19 protein-coding genes are annotated in these 15996 nt (G+C 54.9%); 7 read left to right on the forward strand and 12 right to left on the reverse strand.

Features of this window, described 5'->3' with window-relative positions; translation table 11 throughout:
• The 5 genes from ACN0WX_RS13440 to ACN0WX_RS13460 form a co-directional block, all read right to left on the reverse strand.
• On the reverse strand, positions 1-215 hold a 215-nt coding region (locus ACN0WX_RS13440), incomplete at its 3' end, for an acetyl-coenzyme A synthetase N-terminal domain-containing protein (RefSeq protein ID WP_417622855.1).
• Between the two features lie 82 nt (positions 216-297).
• Positions 298-1485, reverse strand: coding sequence for a CCA tRNA nucleotidyltransferase (locus ACN0WX_RS13445; protein ID WP_417622856.1), 1188 nt, complete (start codon positions 1483-1485; stop codon positions 298-300).
• Positions 1482-2081, reverse strand: coding sequence for a CoA pyrophosphatase (locus tag ACN0WX_RS13450; protein WP_417622857.1), 600 nt, complete (start codon positions 2079-2081; stop codon positions 1482-1484). Before ACN0WX_RS13450 ends, ACN0WX_RS13445 begins: the two co-directional genes overlap by 4 nt.
• Positions 2078-2638, reverse strand: a complete 561-nt coding sequence (locus tag ACN0WX_RS13455) for a DUF1285 domain-containing protein (protein WP_417622858.1) — start codon at positions 2636-2638, stop codon at positions 2078-2080. The genes ACN0WX_RS13450 and ACN0WX_RS13455 overlap by 4 nt, the downstream gene beginning before the upstream one ends.
• 47 nt (positions 2639-2685) lie before the next feature.
• On the reverse strand, positions 2686-3198 hold the full coding sequence (locus ACN0WX_RS13460) for a GNAT family N-acetyltransferase (protein WP_417622859.1): 513 nt from the start codon (positions 3196-3198) through the stop codon (positions 2686-2688).
• 129 nt (positions 3199-3327) lie between these two features.
• Between ACN0WX_RS13460 and ACN0WX_RS13465 the strand changes: the two genes are divergently transcribed.
• The gene (locus tag ACN0WX_RS13465) at positions 3328-4194 is read left to right on the forward strand and encodes a DUF1499 domain-containing protein (RefSeq protein ID WP_417622860.1); all 867 of its coding nucleotides are present in this window, start codon (positions 3328-3330) and stop codon (positions 4192-4194) included.
• Between the two features lie 17 nt (positions 4195-4211).
• Here the strand turns inward: ACN0WX_RS13465 and ACN0WX_RS13470 are convergent, their stop codons facing one another.
• Entirely contained in the window at positions 4212-5399 is a 1188-nt protein-coding gene (locus ACN0WX_RS13470) for a PQQ-dependent sugar dehydrogenase (protein ID WP_417622861.1), read from the reverse strand.
• 129 nt (positions 5400-5528) lie between these two features.
• Between ACN0WX_RS13470 and ACN0WX_RS13475 the strand changes: the two genes are divergently transcribed.
• Positions 5529-6854, forward strand: coding sequence for a methyltransferase family protein (locus tag ACN0WX_RS13475; protein WP_417622862.1), 1326 nt, complete (start codon positions 5529-5531; stop codon positions 6852-6854).
• A gap of 37 nt (positions 6855-6891) precedes the next feature.
• A complete protein-coding gene (locus ACN0WX_RS13480) occupies positions 6892-7467 on the forward strand; it encodes a DNA-3-methyladenine glycosylase I (protein ID WP_417622863.1) in 576 nt (191 codons plus the stop codon).
• 65 nt (positions 7468-7532) lie between these two features.
• Here the strand turns inward: ACN0WX_RS13480 and ACN0WX_RS13485 are convergent, their stop codons facing one another.
• Positions 7533-7952 (reverse strand): c-type cytochrome, encoded by a 420-nt coding sequence (locus ACN0WX_RS13485; protein ID WP_417622864.1) that lies wholly within the window; start codon positions 7950-7952, stop codon positions 7533-7535.
• A gap of 477 nt (positions 7953-8429) precedes the next feature.
• Between ACN0WX_RS13485 and ACN0WX_RS13490 the strand changes: the two genes are divergently transcribed.
• Positions 8430-9692, forward strand: a complete 1263-nt coding sequence (locus ACN0WX_RS13490; protein WP_417622865.1) for a DUF2254 domain-containing protein — start codon at positions 8430-8432, stop codon at positions 9690-9692.
• A gap of 250 nt (positions 9693-9942) precedes the next feature.
• On the opposite strand, the gene ACN0WX_RS13495 is transcribed toward ACN0WX_RS13490, so the two are convergent.
• The gene (locus ACN0WX_RS13495; protein ID WP_417622866.1) at positions 9943-10557 is read right to left on the reverse strand and encodes a GNAT family N-acetyltransferase; all 615 of its coding nucleotides are present in this window, start codon (positions 10555-10557) and stop codon (positions 9943-9945) included.
• A gap of 332 nt (positions 10558-10889) precedes the next feature.
• Here ACN0WX_RS13495 and ACN0WX_RS13500 point away from each other — a divergent pair, with 332 nt between their 5' ends.
• On the forward strand, positions 10890-12194 hold the full coding sequence (locus ACN0WX_RS13500) for a phospholipase D-like domain-containing protein (RefSeq protein WP_417622867.1): 1305 nt from the start codon (positions 10890-10892) through the stop codon (positions 12192-12194).
• A gap of 218 nt (positions 12195-12412) precedes the next feature.
• Here ACN0WX_RS13500 and ACN0WX_RS13505 read toward each other — a convergent pair whose 3' ends face one another.
• The 3 genes from ACN0WX_RS13505 to ACN0WX_RS13515 form a co-directional block, all read right to left on the reverse strand.
• Complete coding sequence (locus ACN0WX_RS13505; protein WP_417622868.1) at positions 12413-12727, reverse strand: YidH family protein; 315 nt, start codon at positions 12725-12727, stop codon at positions 12413-12415.
• A 219-nt stretch (positions 12728-12946) separates the two neighbouring features.
• Complete coding sequence (locus ACN0WX_RS13510) at positions 12947-13132, reverse strand: PLDc N-terminal domain-containing protein (protein WP_417622869.1); 186 nt, start codon at positions 13130-13132, stop codon at positions 12947-12949.
• A 46-nt stretch (positions 13133-13178) separates the two neighbouring features.
• Complete coding sequence (locus ACN0WX_RS13515) at positions 13179-13622, reverse strand: PA2169 family four-helix-bundle protein (protein ID WP_417622870.1); 444 nt, start codon at positions 13620-13622, stop codon at positions 13179-13181.
• Between the two features lie 194 nt (positions 13623-13816).
• Between ACN0WX_RS13515 and ACN0WX_RS13520 the strand changes: the two genes are divergently transcribed.
• Positions 13817-15142, forward strand: a complete 1326-nt coding sequence (locus ACN0WX_RS13520) for a mechanosensitive ion channel domain-containing protein (RefSeq protein WP_417622871.1) — start codon at positions 13817-13819, stop codon at positions 15140-15142.
• Positions 15143-15251: 109 nt separating this feature from the next.
• Entirely contained in the window at positions 15252-15680 is a 429-nt protein-coding gene (locus ACN0WX_RS13525) for a BLUF domain-containing protein (RefSeq protein ID WP_417622872.1), read from the forward strand.
• Between the two features lie 68 nt (positions 15681-15748).
• On the opposite strand, the gene ACN0WX_RS13530 is transcribed toward ACN0WX_RS13525, so the two are convergent.
• Complete coding sequence (locus ACN0WX_RS13530; RefSeq protein ID WP_417622873.1) at positions 15749-15964, reverse strand: hypothetical protein; 216 nt, start codon at positions 15962-15964, stop codon at positions 15749-15751.
• Between the last annotated feature and the right edge of the window lie 32 nt (positions 15965-15996).

The following is a 15996-nucleotide window of genomic DNA, read 5'->3' on the forward strand; positions in this document are numbered from 1 at the left end:
TTGATGGAGACCGGATCATAGGACCAGTTGGAGATTTTGGTGGGCGCCTTCTGCCAGTCCAGACGCTCGGCCTGGCCAGACCAGAAACCGTCCGGATCGGTAATGCTTTGCTGATACATCCGGTCATAATCCGCTGCAGTGCAATGGGTGGGTTCATCGCTGCGCGGAGATGCGATTAACGCGACCAAATCCTTTTGCCCTGCATTATCAGTCATCTTCAGTATCTCCTTTGTTGGCGGCTGTCCGGAATATATTTCCCATCACATATATTCATTATATCACTTCTCGCCGCCCGATTCATTGCAAAAGCGTCCGGTCCAGATCATCAAGATGTTTTTTGACCCACTGGTCGCTGGGGAAGCCTTCGGCAATCCATACTGCCTCTATTTTCGCCAGAGTTTGTGCAACAATCGGGCCCGGTTTCAAGCCCCGTTCGATCAAGTCGCCGCCAGTGATCGGAAAAACCGGCGGTTGCCAGTCCGCAAGCTGTGCGAGACAGCCAGACAGGTCTGCGTCCTCCGCGAACAGCAGCGCGACATCGCGGGCGGTGTCGACGCTGGTGCGATAGGCGAATGCGCGGATAGCGCCGCCTGTCGGTAAAAGCCGCTCGCCAATCGCCTTTTGCATTTTTTTGGAGAGTTTTAGATTCTTGGCGATCTGGTTCGCTTTTTCTGCATCCTTGGGCAGTAGGGCCACCAATCGCCGGACAGCAACAGGCGTTACGTGCAGTTGCTGCTCACGCCCAATGAGCCTGTGGAACAATTCTCCGGAATCCTTGTCAATCTCGTCGACGACATGTTCAAATACACCAGCGTTCAACATCTGCTTCACGGCAAATCCCGGATCGTCAGTTCCGAGCAGTTTCAGCAGTTCATCGGCCACCCGCTCGCGGGATAGTGTTTCCAGTTTTGCCGCGGCTGCGGTGCAGGCATCATAGGCCTCGTCCTCAACCTGCTGCTGCCCGAAGCGCGCGAGAAAACGGAAATAGCGCATGATTCTCAGATGGTCCTCGGCAATCCGTTCCGCCGCCGAGCCAATGAAGCGGATGCGCAGCTTCTTCAGATCATCGAGCCCTCCGAAATAATCAAAAATCTCCAGCGTTTGCGGATCGGCGAACAGCGCATTGATCGTGAAATCCCTGCGTGCGGCATCCTCCTGCCAGTCATCGCTGAACGCGACCGTTGCACGGCGCCCATCGGTGGAAACATCGCGGCGAAGCGTCGTGATCTCGATTGGCCCATCGGGCAGTATGGCGGTAACCGTGCCATGCGCGATGCCAGTGGGGATGACCTTGATCGACGCTGCCGTGAGCCGTTCCATCACATCCTCGGGCAACAATGGCGTGGCGATGTCGACGTCCTTGACTTCGCGCCCCAGCAAAGTGTCGCGTACGGCCCCGCCGACATAGCGCGCCTCGCCACCAAGAGCGGTGATCAGAGCCGCCAGGCCGCGTCTTTCTGTCCAGTCTGCCGGCGGCATTTTCATGGTGTCCAGCCCAGCCTCTTTCCAAGATTGTTCAATATCCCCGCGGTAATCCCCCAGATGCGATAATCCTGCCAGTACATCTCGTAATAATGCCGTTTGCGACCGTTCCATATCCCTTCGTGGATGGTGCGGTTTTTCGGATCGAGCAGAAAATCGAGCGGTGCCTCAAACCAGCTTTCCACTTCCGAAGGGTCGGGCACAAAGGGCAGGTCGGGCGGAATAACGCTGAGCACCGGCTGAATATTATAGCCGCTGCCCGACTGGAAACTGTCGGTCAGACCGATGATGTCGACATGACCGCGTTCCAGCGCGACTTCCTCATGCGCTTCGCGCAGCGCCGCATCAATGGGGTCCTTGTCGCCTGGATCAATCTTGCCGCCGGGGAAGGCAACCTGCCCGGGATGGTTGCGCATATGCTGTGGCCGCTGGACGAAAATTACGCCCGGGTCGGAGCGATCGGTCACAGCGATCAGCACCGCGGCGTCGCGCAGCGCCTTGAGATCGTCGATATGGTCGCGCTCGTTATAGAGCAGATGGTCGAGGTCATTTTCATGGCCTTGCACCAGTGCCTTTTCGAGTCGGTCGCGCAGGGTCATGACGTGGCCTCCATCGGGAAAAAAGTCCCCTGGGACCATATCCCGACGGGATTACCTTCTTCTTCCAGCGCCATTTCCACAAGCTGATAATAGACCGGCCGGGCGAGAACCGCTTCCAGACCACGGCGTACATGCAGATAGGGTTGCGGCTTGTCGGCACCAAAGCGTAGTTGATGGTCGGCATCGGCGACCACCAGATGATCGGTATTCAGTCGAAAAGCGAGCGTGCGTTTCTTGCCGGTGCCTTCGCTTTCCACTTCCACCGCGACAAAAGGCGCGTCGTCCACGATAATGCTCAGCTTCTGGTAAGGGGTGACCAGCGCAAAGCTGCCGTCTTCTTCCCGGCGCAAAATGGTCGAAAAAGCGCGCACCATTGCCGGACGGTTGATCGGATCACCCTGATGATACCAGCTGCCATCCGCCGCGATCCGCATCTCGCTGTCGCCAGTTTCCTGCGGTTCCCATTGGTCGACGGGGGGCAGCTTCTGCGCAGCAGCCAGCTCGGCAATTTCCGCAAGGGAAAGGGAGGCAAATTCGGGTGGCGGCGTATAGGGCATGGAAATGGCCTATTGCCCGGCGTCATTTCTGTAAAGCCCTGGCCGCGCTATCTTGTCCAGGGACCGAGACGGCCAGTCGCGGGTAACGGATTGTCGGTGCCGGTTCGCACAAGTAAACGTGAGGGCTCCCATGGTCCTGGCAATGTCCATCCTCCGGTTCCTTCGGCTGTGAACCCGAAGAACCGTCCATAATATTCAGGGTCCCCGATCATCACCAGTGGCAATGGGTCATCAGGCTGGATTTCGGCCAGCAGGGCGGTCATCATCGCACGGCCGATGCCCTCGCGCTGAAAATCGGGATAGACGGCAACCGGTCCGACCATGATCATCGGGTGCATCTGGCCTTTTTCGTCGGTCAGCGCGATGGGCCAGCATTGGATCGATCCAAGCAGTTCGTGTTTTTCCTGATCCACGGCGGCGAGTGACAGGCCTTCGAGCATGTCCATGCCTTCGCGCAATTTATAGGCGGTGCGGTCGTGCCGGTCCTTGCCAAAGGCGGCGTCGAGCAAAGCCTCAACAAGTTGCGGATCGATTTCGGCTAGAGGAATGATGCTGGTCAAGTCGGTGGTCTCATATAACGGGAAAAGCGCGCGCTACTCCGGTTCGTGCTAAAAGTCGAGCCGTATAGGTTGCATTTGCATGATGACGCAGTGAGAGCTAAAAGATTGATCTGTTAAGGGAGTTTGCGCGTGACGGACCAGAATCAGGCAACCGAGCCACCCATTGCCGAAAGGCCGCCGACACCCGCGAAAGCGAAGGCGCAAAAGCTCACGTCGCTGCGCCGCGATCCCAATGGCTGGCTGATCCTGCTGCTGGGGCTGGGCGCGCCAATCGCCTATATTATTGCCGCAGGGGGTAGCGGACTCGGACTTTGGGGCTGGCAGGCGGGTCTGGCCGCTTTGCCATGGATTATATTAACCGCCCTTGCTGCGCTCGTTCTGGCGGTCGGTGTAATCATTCTTCATCGGCGCAAAGGGCGCAAGACACGTTGGCCTCTCCTTGGTCTGGGCGTGCTCGCAACGCTTGGCTTTCTGGGTTATCTGCTGCCTTATGGGGTGGCATATATAACCCTTCCAGCGATCCATGATATTACCACCGACCTTGCCGATCCGCCGCAATTTACCGCACTGACCCTGCGCCCCGACAATTGGGACAATATACCTGGCGTGGATGATGGCGATATGCGGGGCATGAATCCGCGGCAGCGCTGGGCGACCGAGCATCAGGACGCCTATCCCGACATCCGTTCGGTCCGGATTGATCAGCCGGTGGCTGTCGTGATCGAAAAAGCCAAACGTCTGGCAGAAGATCGGGGCTGGGATATCGCCAGCGTTGATCCCGCCGCCGGCAATCTCGAAGCGACCGATACAGTGTCATTATTCCGGCTTAAAAATGATGTTGTCATTCGTGCCCGGGCGGCAGAAAATGGCGCAGCCAGCATCATCGATATGCGTTCGGTCAGCCGGGTCGGGGTTCATGATCTTGGCGTTAACGCCAAGCGGGTCCGCCAGTTTCTGAGCGACTTGTCCGGAACGACAACCGCCGCTTCGCAATAATTATATCGGAACAGGTCCTAATTGGCAGGCGTCAGTTTAAGCATCCGGCCGCCTTCGCCATCTTCCAGAACATAGATGGCGCCATCCGGGCCCTGTTCTACTTCACGGATGCGATTTTCCATCAGGAAACGGTCGGCCTCCTTGGCGCTATCTCCGTCGAAGGTGACACGGATCAGTGACTGGCTGGCCAGACCGCCGATAAACGCGCTGCCCTGCCACGCGGGAAACAGACCGCCGGAATAGAAAATCAAGCCGCTGGGGGCGATTGTCGGGACCCAGGCCACTTTTGGCGCTTCGAATTCCGAATGCGTGTTATGATTGGGGATTTTCTTGCCGTCATAATGGTCGCCTTCCGACACGATCGGATAGCCATAATTGGCACCCCGCTGGACCAGATTCAGTTCATCGCCGTCGCGGGGCCCCATTTCCTGGTTCCACATGCGTCCTTTGCCATCAAAGGCGAGGCCCAATATGTTTCGATGGCCGAGTGACCAGATTTCGGGAAGCGCGCCCTCCTGATCCACAAACGGATTGTCCTTCGGAATGGTCCCGTCCGGATAAAGCCTCACAATCTTGCCGAGATTGGCCGCCATATCCTGTGCAGGGTCGAATTTCTGCCGTTCGCCCGAACCAATGAAGAGATATTGACCATCGGGGGAAAAGGCGATGCGGTGTGAAAAATGACCTCTGCCGATCACTTTCGGATTTTGTGTCCAGATGGTTTTGAGGTTTTTCAGCGATGGCTTTTGGCCAGCCAGATCAAGCTTGGCCCGGCCCACCACGGCACCGCGGGTATCTTTCTCCCCGGCTTCGACCCAACTCAGATAAACGATATTGCTGCTTGCGAAATCGGGCGCGAGCACGACGTCGCCCAAACCACCCTGACCACCATAATCCACCTCGGGCACGCCGCTGATTTCGATTTTCTGCCCCTTGGCATCAACCAGCTGCAACTTGCCGCCTTTCTCGCTGACCAGCATCCGGCCATCCGGAAGGAACGTCATTGCCCAAGGTTCATCAAAACTGGCGATTTCGGTTGTTTCAAACGGCTTGCGATCGACCGGAGAAATATCGGTTAGCGTTTGCATCTCTTCGGAACCGCCGCCCGTTGCCGGAGCTTCATCTCCGTTGGTACAAGCGACCATCAGAGCCGCAACCGCGAGCGGAAGTCCAATATTTTTTATGACATTCCCGTGTATTATCATCAATCTATTCCCATCCGCCTTTCCCGGAATATAGGGGAGCCGAGGCAATAATTCCAGGCAAATCCAAGGATTTCGACGATGAATTGTCCTGTTCACCGCTTGCTTACCATTATTGGTTAAAGCAGCTCTATGTTTGGACGAAAATCCAGAAGCGATGATCCGCGCCCGCTGTCCGCCGTTTCTCATGGTGTGGGCATGGCGGGGCTGATCGGGCTGGCGTCGTGGGTGCTGATCGCCCGGCAATATGGTATGGACGGCCCTTATTCCGCTCTCGCGGCCTGCTTGGCTTGTGCGACGCCAATGGTGATCTGGTCGCTATTGATGGACAAGGTGCATTTGCGGCCATCGACCGGGATCGACTGGCAGCGTCCGAAATCACTCAAAGAGACATTCGACGTCAGTCTGGTAAAGCTGGCTGGCCTCTGGACGACGTGGGGCATTATCGCAATCCTCTACTGTGTTGGGCGCTGGTATTGGACAGGACAATATCTGTTTTCGATGCAACTGATGGAAAATGCCGCGCCCTGGCTCTTCGTTATGTCGATTCCCTATGTCCTGTTCATGGATCGATATACTATCGAACCGCGTGACGGGGCCTGGCATTTTGGCCAGCTGCTGATCGGCAGGAGGAGGGAATTTGATCGTGAACAAATTTATCATCATCTGCGCGCCTGGGCGGTAAAAGGCTTTTTCCTCGCCTTCATGCTTTCTATTGTACCGGGCGGATTCGGTGAACTGGTCCGGCTTGATATCAGCGAAATTGTCGACAATCCGGTGGCGATCGCGCGGGGCCTGATCATCGCGATGTTCGTGGTCGATGTCCAGTTTGCAACGGTTGGATATCTGTTGACGATGAAACCCCTTGATGCCCATATTCGGACCGCAAACCCCTATCTGGCGGGTTGGGTCGCAGCGCTGATATGCTATCCGCCTTTCATATTGATGAGCGATAATGGCCCGCTCAACTATCATGTCAACATCGCCGACTGGACTTACTGGTTCGACGGTCAGACGACCATCCTCTGGATATGGGGTGGTATACTGGTTTTCCTGACCGCCATATATGCTTGGGCGACGGTTGCCTTCGGCCTGCGCTTTTCCAATCTCACCCATCGCGGGATATTGACTCACGGGCCCTATAGCTGGACCAAGCATCCCGCCTATGTCGCGAAAAATGCTTATTGGTGGCTGGCAAGCATGCCGTTTCTGGTGACTTCGGGCAGCATCACCGATTTTGTCCGCAATACGGTGCTGATGGCGGCGGTCAGCGGGGTCTATTATTGGCGCGCGAAGACCGAGGAAAAACATCTGCTGAGCGATCCCGCCTATAAGGATTATGCCCAATGGATGGACCGTAACGCGCCAATCCCGCGCGTTATAATCTGGGGCAAGCGCCGTATTGGCTGGTGGGGCCCGGATCGAGGCCCCATACCGGAAGTCCAGCCAGCCGAATAAAATTGTCGGATTCAGTCGAAGTGGCTAGTCGAGTTACATGACAGTGATTGGCTCAGACGGAAAACGCCGGTGCTTCGGGGGACAGGCAGGCAAGGAGTTTTATGGGGATTATCATGACCAGGAATGGGGTGTGCCGGTTCATGATGATCGGTTGCTGTTCGAGAATTTGATCCTCGAAGGCGCGCAAGCAGGCCTGAGTTGGGAAACCGTGCTGCGAAAGCGCGAGGGCTATCGCCGCGCCTTTCACGGATTTGATATCGAACATTGCGCTGCGATGGGCGATGATGAACTGGAAGCGCTGCGGGACGATGCTGGCATAATCCGTAACCGGTTGAAGATATTCTCGGTTCGCAAGAATGCACGCGCCTTTCTCGATATTCAGAGAGAGTTTGGCAGTTTTGACGTCTGGCTGTGGAATCATCTGGATGGCCCGCCGCCGATCCATCGGCCCCACCATTTCTCTGACATGGCGAGCACGTCTCCGATCAGTGATGCCATCTCCAAAACACTCAAGAAACGGGGCATGAGTTTTGTCGGCAGCACTATTATCTATGCCTATATGCAGGCGATCGGGATGACCGACGACCATCTTGCCGGATGCTGGAAAGCTTGATTTTTTCGACAGTTGTTCCGCGTTGCACCCGGACACCCGAGATGATCGCAGCGACAGTCTTTCAATCAGTCAGGATTTTTCAGATAAGCAATCACATCCGCGCGTTTCTGTGCGTCCGGCATACCAGCGAAAATCATCTTGGTTTTCGGAATTACGCGCTGGGGTTTCTCTAAAAACTGGAATAATTTTTCTTCCGTCCAGGTGATACCGCTATTGGCATTGGCTTCGCTATATTTGAAGCCCGCGACCGAACCGGCTTTGCGGCCGACAATACCGGCCAGCGATGGACCGGTGCGGTTCATCCCGGGATCTGTAACATGGCATGTGCGACACTGGATAAAGGCCGACTTGCCGGCTGCGGCGTCACCGGTCAGGCTGGCATAGCTGACACCGTCCAATGTCGTGACATCGGCGGCGGCTGGCGGTCCATTATCGCCTGGCTGCGGCGCGACTTCGGACTGGCCCGCTTCGGTTTTGCTGGGCACCGATTCAGTGGATTCCGAACCATTAGCCGAACAGCTTGCTGTCAAAACTGACAAAGCTGCCATCGCCGTTACTGTCTTCATGCTGACCATATTTTTTCCTGTCCTGTTGTCCTGATAGCATAATCAATAACATCATTGCCTAGTGCCAATTGATGTCCAATCAATATGCCCGTCTGTCACTTCGGTTTTTCTGGATCAAGCCTTTCATGTGCCGATCGCATCATTCATGGCCGCCGCGCTCCGATATTGCCACTTGCGACACTGGCCTCCCCTGGCGCGTAACATCATGATGGGATTTTTTGCGGTCATCCATCGGCTTCCCTTGCTTTCCACAATGCTGGAAGACGCGCTGGCAGGCGTGTCAAAAACTCGCTAACGTCGTGCAATGTCGAGCATTGCATATAGAGCGCTGACAGGGTGCAAGATGCTGCGGATTTGCGAGTGGGGATCGGCCATGCAGCTAAGAAAGAGCGACCTATGATTTTGGCAGTGAAGAAATATATTTCGCGTTTGCCGGAGAAAATCTGGTTTCGGGCGATGCTTTTCAGCGTGGCGGCGATCGCCGCAGCGGCGGCAGCGGAGTGGATTGGTCCCTTGATGCCATATGAAGCGGATCTCGAAATCGCCAGCGGCTCGGTCGGTGAAATATTGACGATATTGGCATCCAGCATGTTGGCGGTCATTGCATTTTCGGTCTCCATCATGGTGTCGGCTTATGGTTCAGCGACCAGCACTGCGACACCCCGCACCATCACTCTCATGCTCGCCGATGATCGGTCGCAAAACGCCCTGTCGACCTTTCTTGGTACATTCCTGTTCAGCATTGTCGGCATTATCGGGCTGTCGGCAGGCTATTATGATGATCGCGGCCGGATCGTCCTTTTCTTCGCCACAATCGTGGTGATTGTCCTGATCGCGGCGACGCTGATCAACTGGATTCAGCAGCTGTCGACTTTTGGTAGGATGAATGACCTGATCGACCGCGTCGAACTGGCGGCCTCAAAAGCGCTGCGCTGGCATGGCCAACACCCCTATTTAAACGGCCAGCCCCCGATCGAGATACCTTCGGAGGCGGTGCCGATCTGCTGTGACATTGCGAGTGGCCTGGTGACTTCCATTGACATGGGGCTACTGGATGAAACCGCTGAAAAGCATGGCGTCACAGTCTATCTCACCATTCATCCCGGAAAGCTGGTATATCCCGCTCGCGCCCTATTGTATCTTTCCGGTGAGGGGGCGGATCGGGTCGACGCTCAGGCCTTTCGCGATGCCATATTGGTGGAGCATGACCGCAGCTTTGATCAGGACCCCCGATTTGGACTGGTGGTGCTATCGGAAATAGCATCTCGTGCCTTGTCTCCTGCAGTCAATGACCCGGGTACAGCCATTTCGGTATTGGATAGTGGCCTGCGCTGCTTCGAGGCTTTTGCGGAAGCCAGTGCGGAGCCTGAGGAGGCGAAATATTCGAGAGTGCATGGCCCCGAGATTGAGGTGGGTGACCTGTTTACCGATTTTTTCATCAAGATCGCCCGGGATGGCGCGGGAATGGTGGAGGTGCAGCAGCGTGTTCAGCTGTGCCTGCTGGCGCTGGCACAATCATGGCCGGAGATATTTTTCACCGCTGCATCGGAAGCGTCTCGCAATGCTCTGGCCCGGGCGCTGGATGTGATTGTTCACAAGCCGGACAGAGAAGATTTGAAAGTCCGATCGCAACGGGTGGTAGACAGCTGCGAAACGTGACGACCGTTGGCGGTGTTTCTTTGCTTCTCGACCCCGCGCTATCCCTAGCTACAGCGATCGTGGCAATTGGCCGGAAAATGCGAGCCCTGACATACACAACTGGTCGGGTTCGCATTTTCCGGCGCAAACCAATGGGTCGAAGGTGAATTCGGACATCGCCCAGAGATTATGGTATTGAACCCGACACCACAAAATTGGTTGCATGATTTTTGATATTTTTGTTCGGGCCGGTCCTCGCATGGCGGAGTTTTCAGTCTGCCGAAAAAGCCGCCACGATATCTGATATGCCGGTTGGCCTATCCATTTTCTGCAGCGCCAAGATCGCGTCTTTCACGACCAGACCATATTGCGCAACTGGCCCTTCTTGAAACACGGGCTGGGCAGAGACTGCGCGGATCAGGCCAGAGGCTTTCTTGTTGTCGCGCAGGATGTCGATCCGCAACTGCCTAAGCCCTTCGCAATAGGCATCCAGAAACATCGTCATCATCAATATCCGCGCGACGCCCTGGCCGTGATAGGGGTCCAGAACGGCAATCGCGAATTCCCCTGCATCGCTACTTTCTGCTTCGCGGAAAACATGTGCTGCGGCAATGGCGGGATGATCATCGTCATCCATATTGACCACTCCCCATGCGAGATGGTTGATGCCATCGACGCTCGCCAGCCGCTCGACCACTGACGGAGGCATCGTTTTGGATCCGGAAAAAAAGCGCAGGTAGCGGCTCTGGTCGGACATTTCACTGATGCCCTTTTCGATCCGTTCACGGTCGGAATGGCGGACACGCCGAAGACATATATCCATGCCATTGTCGAGCGTAGCGTCCACCGACTGGATCTGATTCTGAAAAGCCCAGGACTCGACCATTGAATTTCTCCTCGCCCTGTTGCCATCATTATGAGCCTGGTTGGCCCCTGCTGCAACCGGTGTTGAACTGGATCAACTATCATCAATGGATGTTGGACGCCATGGGAGCCAAGGGACTGATGAATGACAGGGTTACCCATCTATCCGAAACCCGTAAAATGCGGATCGGTGACCTATCTTCTGTGGTAGGGGGAACTCTATCCACCGAGAAAGGTTGAGCAACTATGTCGACTTTATTCAAGCCCGGGGAAAATTGCTGGCGCGTGGAGCACGCAGACCGATGTGCAGTACTTATCGACGGAGAAAATTATTTTCGTGCGGTGCGGAAATCCTTGGCGCAAGCGAACCAGCGGGTCATGTTGCTGGGATGGGATTTCGATGAACGTGTTGAAATGCACGACACAACCGGGCAACCCGAAGGCCCGTTGGCGGTCGGCGCCTATTTTGACTGGTTGCTGAAGAAGAATCGCAACCTTGATATCTATGTTCTGCGCTGGGATACCGGGGCACTTAAATCTTTCTTGCGCGCAAAAAGCCTGTTCACACTCATTCGCTGGTTTTTCCACCCGAGGGTTCATTTCAAGCTCGACGGCCATCACCCCGTTGGTGCAGCGCATCATCAGAAAATTATCGTTATCGACGAGGATACGGCTTTTTGCAGCGGTATTGATGTTACCAATAACCGGTGGGACACGAGGTCACATGATGACGAACAGCGTCACCGGCATCAGCCCGACGGACATGACGCCGGGCCCTGGCATGACGCGGCAATGGTGGTGCAGGGGAATGTTGCCAGAGCTTTATCCGAATATGCCGAACAACATTGGGGGGATGCCGGCGGGAAAGAACCGAAGCCGGTAACCGCGCATGGCGATTGCTGGCCCGCGGGTCTGGACGCTGATTTTACCGATTGCCAAATTGCCATTGCCCGGACATTTCCCGAAATGGATGGTCAGCATCCGGTCCATGAAATCGAAAATCTATATCTGGACATGATCGCAGCCGCGAAACAGTTTATATATGCGGAGAGCCAGTATTTCGCGTCTGCGAGGATCGCCGCGGCCATCGCACGGCGCCTATCGGAAGTAGATGGTCCCGAGATTATTGTCATCAATCCGCAAAGTGCCGAAGGCTGGCTGGAATCCAAAGTCATGGATTCAACGCGCGCGCGCCTATATGAAGCGGTCAGAGCGCGGGATAAATATGGCCGGTTTCGTATGTATCATCCCTTTAACGGGAAGGGCACACCGATATACGTGCATGCCAAAATATTGATCGTGGATGACCAGTTTATTCGAATCGGCTCGTCCAATTTTAACAACCGATCCTTTGGCTTCGACAGTGAATGTGATGTCGCGCTCGATGCATCCGCTGCTCCCCACAAGAACTTGGCGGAAGAGATTGCCCGCATCCGGAATGACCTGCTGGCCGAGCATTTGGGGAGAGACGAGGGCGAGGTACGGAGAACAATCGCCGAGACCGGTTCGCTAATCGCTACCATAGAAACCCTGGAGCAGTCACATGGCCGGCTGCGACCATATGAAACCCCAGATATTACCGCTGTGGAAGCGTGGCTGGCTGACAATGATGTCCTTGATCCAAAAAGGGCTGACGATGTATTCGCCGGGATAATCTAAGGGATGTGACAGCTTTGTTGGGCGACGTTCAGGTCGAAGGTGGTATATCTGCCTCGTCTTTTTCCTGAATTTTCTTGATGATAATTCTGGCCGCAATGGAAATAGCACCGGCCGCAATGGTTCTGATGATGAAACGCATGTTATTTTCCTTTGATAAAGGGTTCCTGTTAATTACGGATGAGCAGCCAATAGGTTGCGATCGCCGATGAACTCGTTGATCAATTGCCGAATTTCATAGTCCAGATAGCGACAATCAGGGCGACTGCACCCGAAGCCATCATGCCGGATATGATCCGCATATTCTGGGGTTTGACGGGGGTAGCGTGATGCGAATTCAGGCGATCCTGCACCGCACAACCATTGCGCTGCGCCACCCAGAAAATGAACATTCCGATCAGCATGAACAAAGTTGCAATCGCCTTTGGCACCCAAAGCGGTTCGAGTTTGCCAAACAGGGCGTTGAAGCCCAGCCCAATGCCGACCGCCGCCAGGCCAGTGCGCATCCATCCTGCAAAGGTCCGCTCGTTGGCCATGATGGTGCGGTCTTCCGCCCATTCGGTGCGATCTTCGGCGAGCTCGGTACGCTCGCTTGCCAGCGCATTGTTGGACGATTTTTTTTCGATGATGATATCCCGATAGCTTTTCGTGGCAGTGCGCTTCTTGGTCCCGAAGCGAGCCCCATAGTCGATTTTGATGACTATCGGGGCTCGCCGCCGGCAATGGTCGAAACCGGCTCTCGGGAGCTTTGGGGCTTAGATAGCCCGCGCTGAGCCTTTTGGCCCGACAAAGAACCAGAGCAGCAATCCGATGACCGGAAGAATCAATATGATCAGGGTCCAGATGATCTTGCCGCCGGTGGTAGATCCACTTCCCCACACGCTAAGCAGCGCCCAGATGTCGAGTGCCAGTATGATCAGTCCGACTATTCCATATTCCATGACTATTTCCTTTTTCTGATATCAAAATGTTATTTTAGTAGTTCGCTCAGGAAGCCGCAGCTTCGAGGTGATCAATCAAGCGGCCGTCCGCTCGCAATTCTCCCTGATAGTTCCGCAGCAGAGTTTTTGCTGATGGTGACAGATCATCTCGCTCAAGAGCTCTGTCGAATTTCATGCGAAGATATTCCTCCCCTGTTTCAACCGCTTCGATCGCCGCTTCGTCATTGTCTTGCAGCGCGGCGCTCAGATTCATGAAAACGCGATGGGCGGAGGCGAGGATCGTGCCGTCATTTTCGGGCGCGTCACCATATGCTGTTATTTCTTTGCGAACGGCAGCGGCCATCGCCCGGCGAGCAGCGGCACGACGGGAGAAGAAGTTCTTGAAGGTATCGCGATCCGCAATCTCGGCTGCTTTTTCATAGCCATGCGTCGAATCAATGAGGGTTTCCAGAATGTCGTTCAATATGTCTGTGGAAGGGTTATTTGTCATATCATCCTCGTTTTATGTTGAATATGCTCAACCAACATCGCAGCTGCCTGTCGGTTCCCAACTATATTTTCGCCAGTCGCAGGAACTTTTGCTATGCTCCCGCGTATGCGAATATTGCTGATTGGAGAAATATGTCCCCGTATCGCCGGCTTTTAATTGTCGCCATTTTGGCAGCAGCTATTTGTGGATCTCCATTGGGTATAGCAGGGGGCAATGCTGCCCAAGCTCAAGTGCAATTGTCTGAACCGGTCGCCGAAGCAGAGCCTGCTATAGACCCGGTGGCGGTCAGCAGCGACGATGATGTCATTGCCGATCGCCTGCGCGGAATTTTTCGAGAGATTGATGGCCTCGAGAACGTCGCGGTGGCGGTCGATGCCGGTGTTGTCGGACTATCCGGGCCAATTTCTGACACGGCATCCGCCGATCGCGCGAAAGCCATTGCGCAGCGCGTGTCAGGTGTGGTCACCGTCGAAACCCAATTTGAACGCGATCTTTCGGTAGGCAATAATGTCGAACCGGTTGTCGATAAATTTGGGGTGACTTTGCAGAATTTTCTGTCTGCACTCCCGCTCATCGCGGTCGCTTTTATCGTCGCGATAATAATTGGTCTGATGGGCCATTTTATTGCCTCCCGCATGGGGTTCTGGAAGCGTGTTACACCCAATATATTTTTGGCCGAGTTGATTGCGGGGTCCGTGCGCGTCATTTTCATTGCTGTCGGGATATTCGTCGGCCTGGATATTTTGAACGCGACCGCATTGCTTGGCGCGGTGCTGGGCGGAGCCGGTGTGATCGGTCTGGCGGTAGGCTTCGCTCTGCGTGATACGGTCGACAATTACATGTCGAGCGTCATGCTGAGTATTCGCCAGCCATTTCGCGCCAATGATCATGTGCTGATCGGCGAGCGGGAAGGTCGGGTCGTACGGTTGACTTCACGCGCGACGATTTTAATGACTCTTGACGGCAACCATTTGCGGATTCCCAACGCAACCGTGTTCAAGGCTGAGATATTAAACTATACCCGCAATCCCCAGCGTCGGTTCAGTTTTGAATTGGGCGTAGATGCCGATGACGATCCCGCCGCTGCTATCGAAACCGGACTGCGGGCAATCAACGGACAGGATTTCGTTCTGGATGATCCCGAGGCAACGGCTGAAATCAAAGAAGTTGGCGATTCCAACATAGTTATTGTCTTCCACGGTTGGATCGACCAGCGCAAAAGCGATTTTAACAAGGCAAGGGGGGCGGCGATCCGCGTCACCAAAAATGCCTTGGAACAGTCCGGATTTGCCTTGCCGGAACCGATTTACCGGCTGCGTTTTGATGGTAATCCGTCGCAATTAGCCGCCAATGTCAGTCGAGCGAGCTCAGCCGGGCCGACAAGCGAGAGGCCAGCAAAACTGCCTGCAAAAATGGCTTTTGACGTGTCTCCCGAGGACCATGTGGAAAAATTGGTGGACTCAGAACGGTCAGACGATGGTTCGTCAGATTTACTGGACGATCAACAACCAGTTGAATAATGGCTTGATGAATTAACTTATGTTAGCGCAAGGCATGATATAATTGCCTAATTGATCCTTCTGAATAATCGGCTGGGCTGCGAAAACCACCGCCAAGAGAAAGTTCTGTGTGCCCCACCGATTAATTACCTCCCTCATTTATGTAAGCACTGCGCAACCCGGTTTGAGCGAGGCGGATTTTCTGGCAATCATGACGGTTTCGCAACGCAATAACCAGCGTTTGGGTATCTCGGGCCTGCTTGTGTTTAACGGGTCTAATTTCATGCAGTGCCTGGAAGGCGAGCGAGCGGTTGCAAATGATCGCCTGCATCACATTGGACTGGACGAACGTCATAGTGGTTTGACCATTGTCAGTCACCGGGAAGCGCCAGAACGGCAGTTCGCCGAGTGGGACATGGCCGGTCAATATTTACCGGTGCAGGAAGGATTGGCCCAGACCGGCCTATCAAAAATCCTTTCCGGTAATGCTGTTGCTGATACAACAAGGGCCTTGTTTCAAAGCTTTCGCTCTCTTGGTGCCCAGCTGCCGGGCCAATAACTTCCGAATAAAAGGGAGCGATTTTCATTCCGCCCCCCCTTGCTATTCATTTATCTGCGACGAGTATGTCAGGCAGCGCTATGGCCTTTGGCTGACGCTTTTCTGGCCTCCTCCAGCTCTTCCGCCTCAGCACCTTCGATCGCGCGCGCGGCCTCTTTCGCCTTGCCTTCTACATCGCCCGTTTCGACAAATGCCTGTTGGGCCTCCTGGAAACGGCGCGAACCTTCGCGGCTGCCTTCGCCTTCCATTTTCAAGTTGGATTTTTTTTCTACCGTATCGGTCATGATCCAAATCTCCTGATTTAAGTTTGTTCCTG

The organism is Parasphingorhabdus sp. (assembly GCF_048269915.1).
GTDB lineage: Bacteria > Pseudomonadota > Alphaproteobacteria > Sphingomonadales > Sphingomonadaceae > Parasphingorhabdus.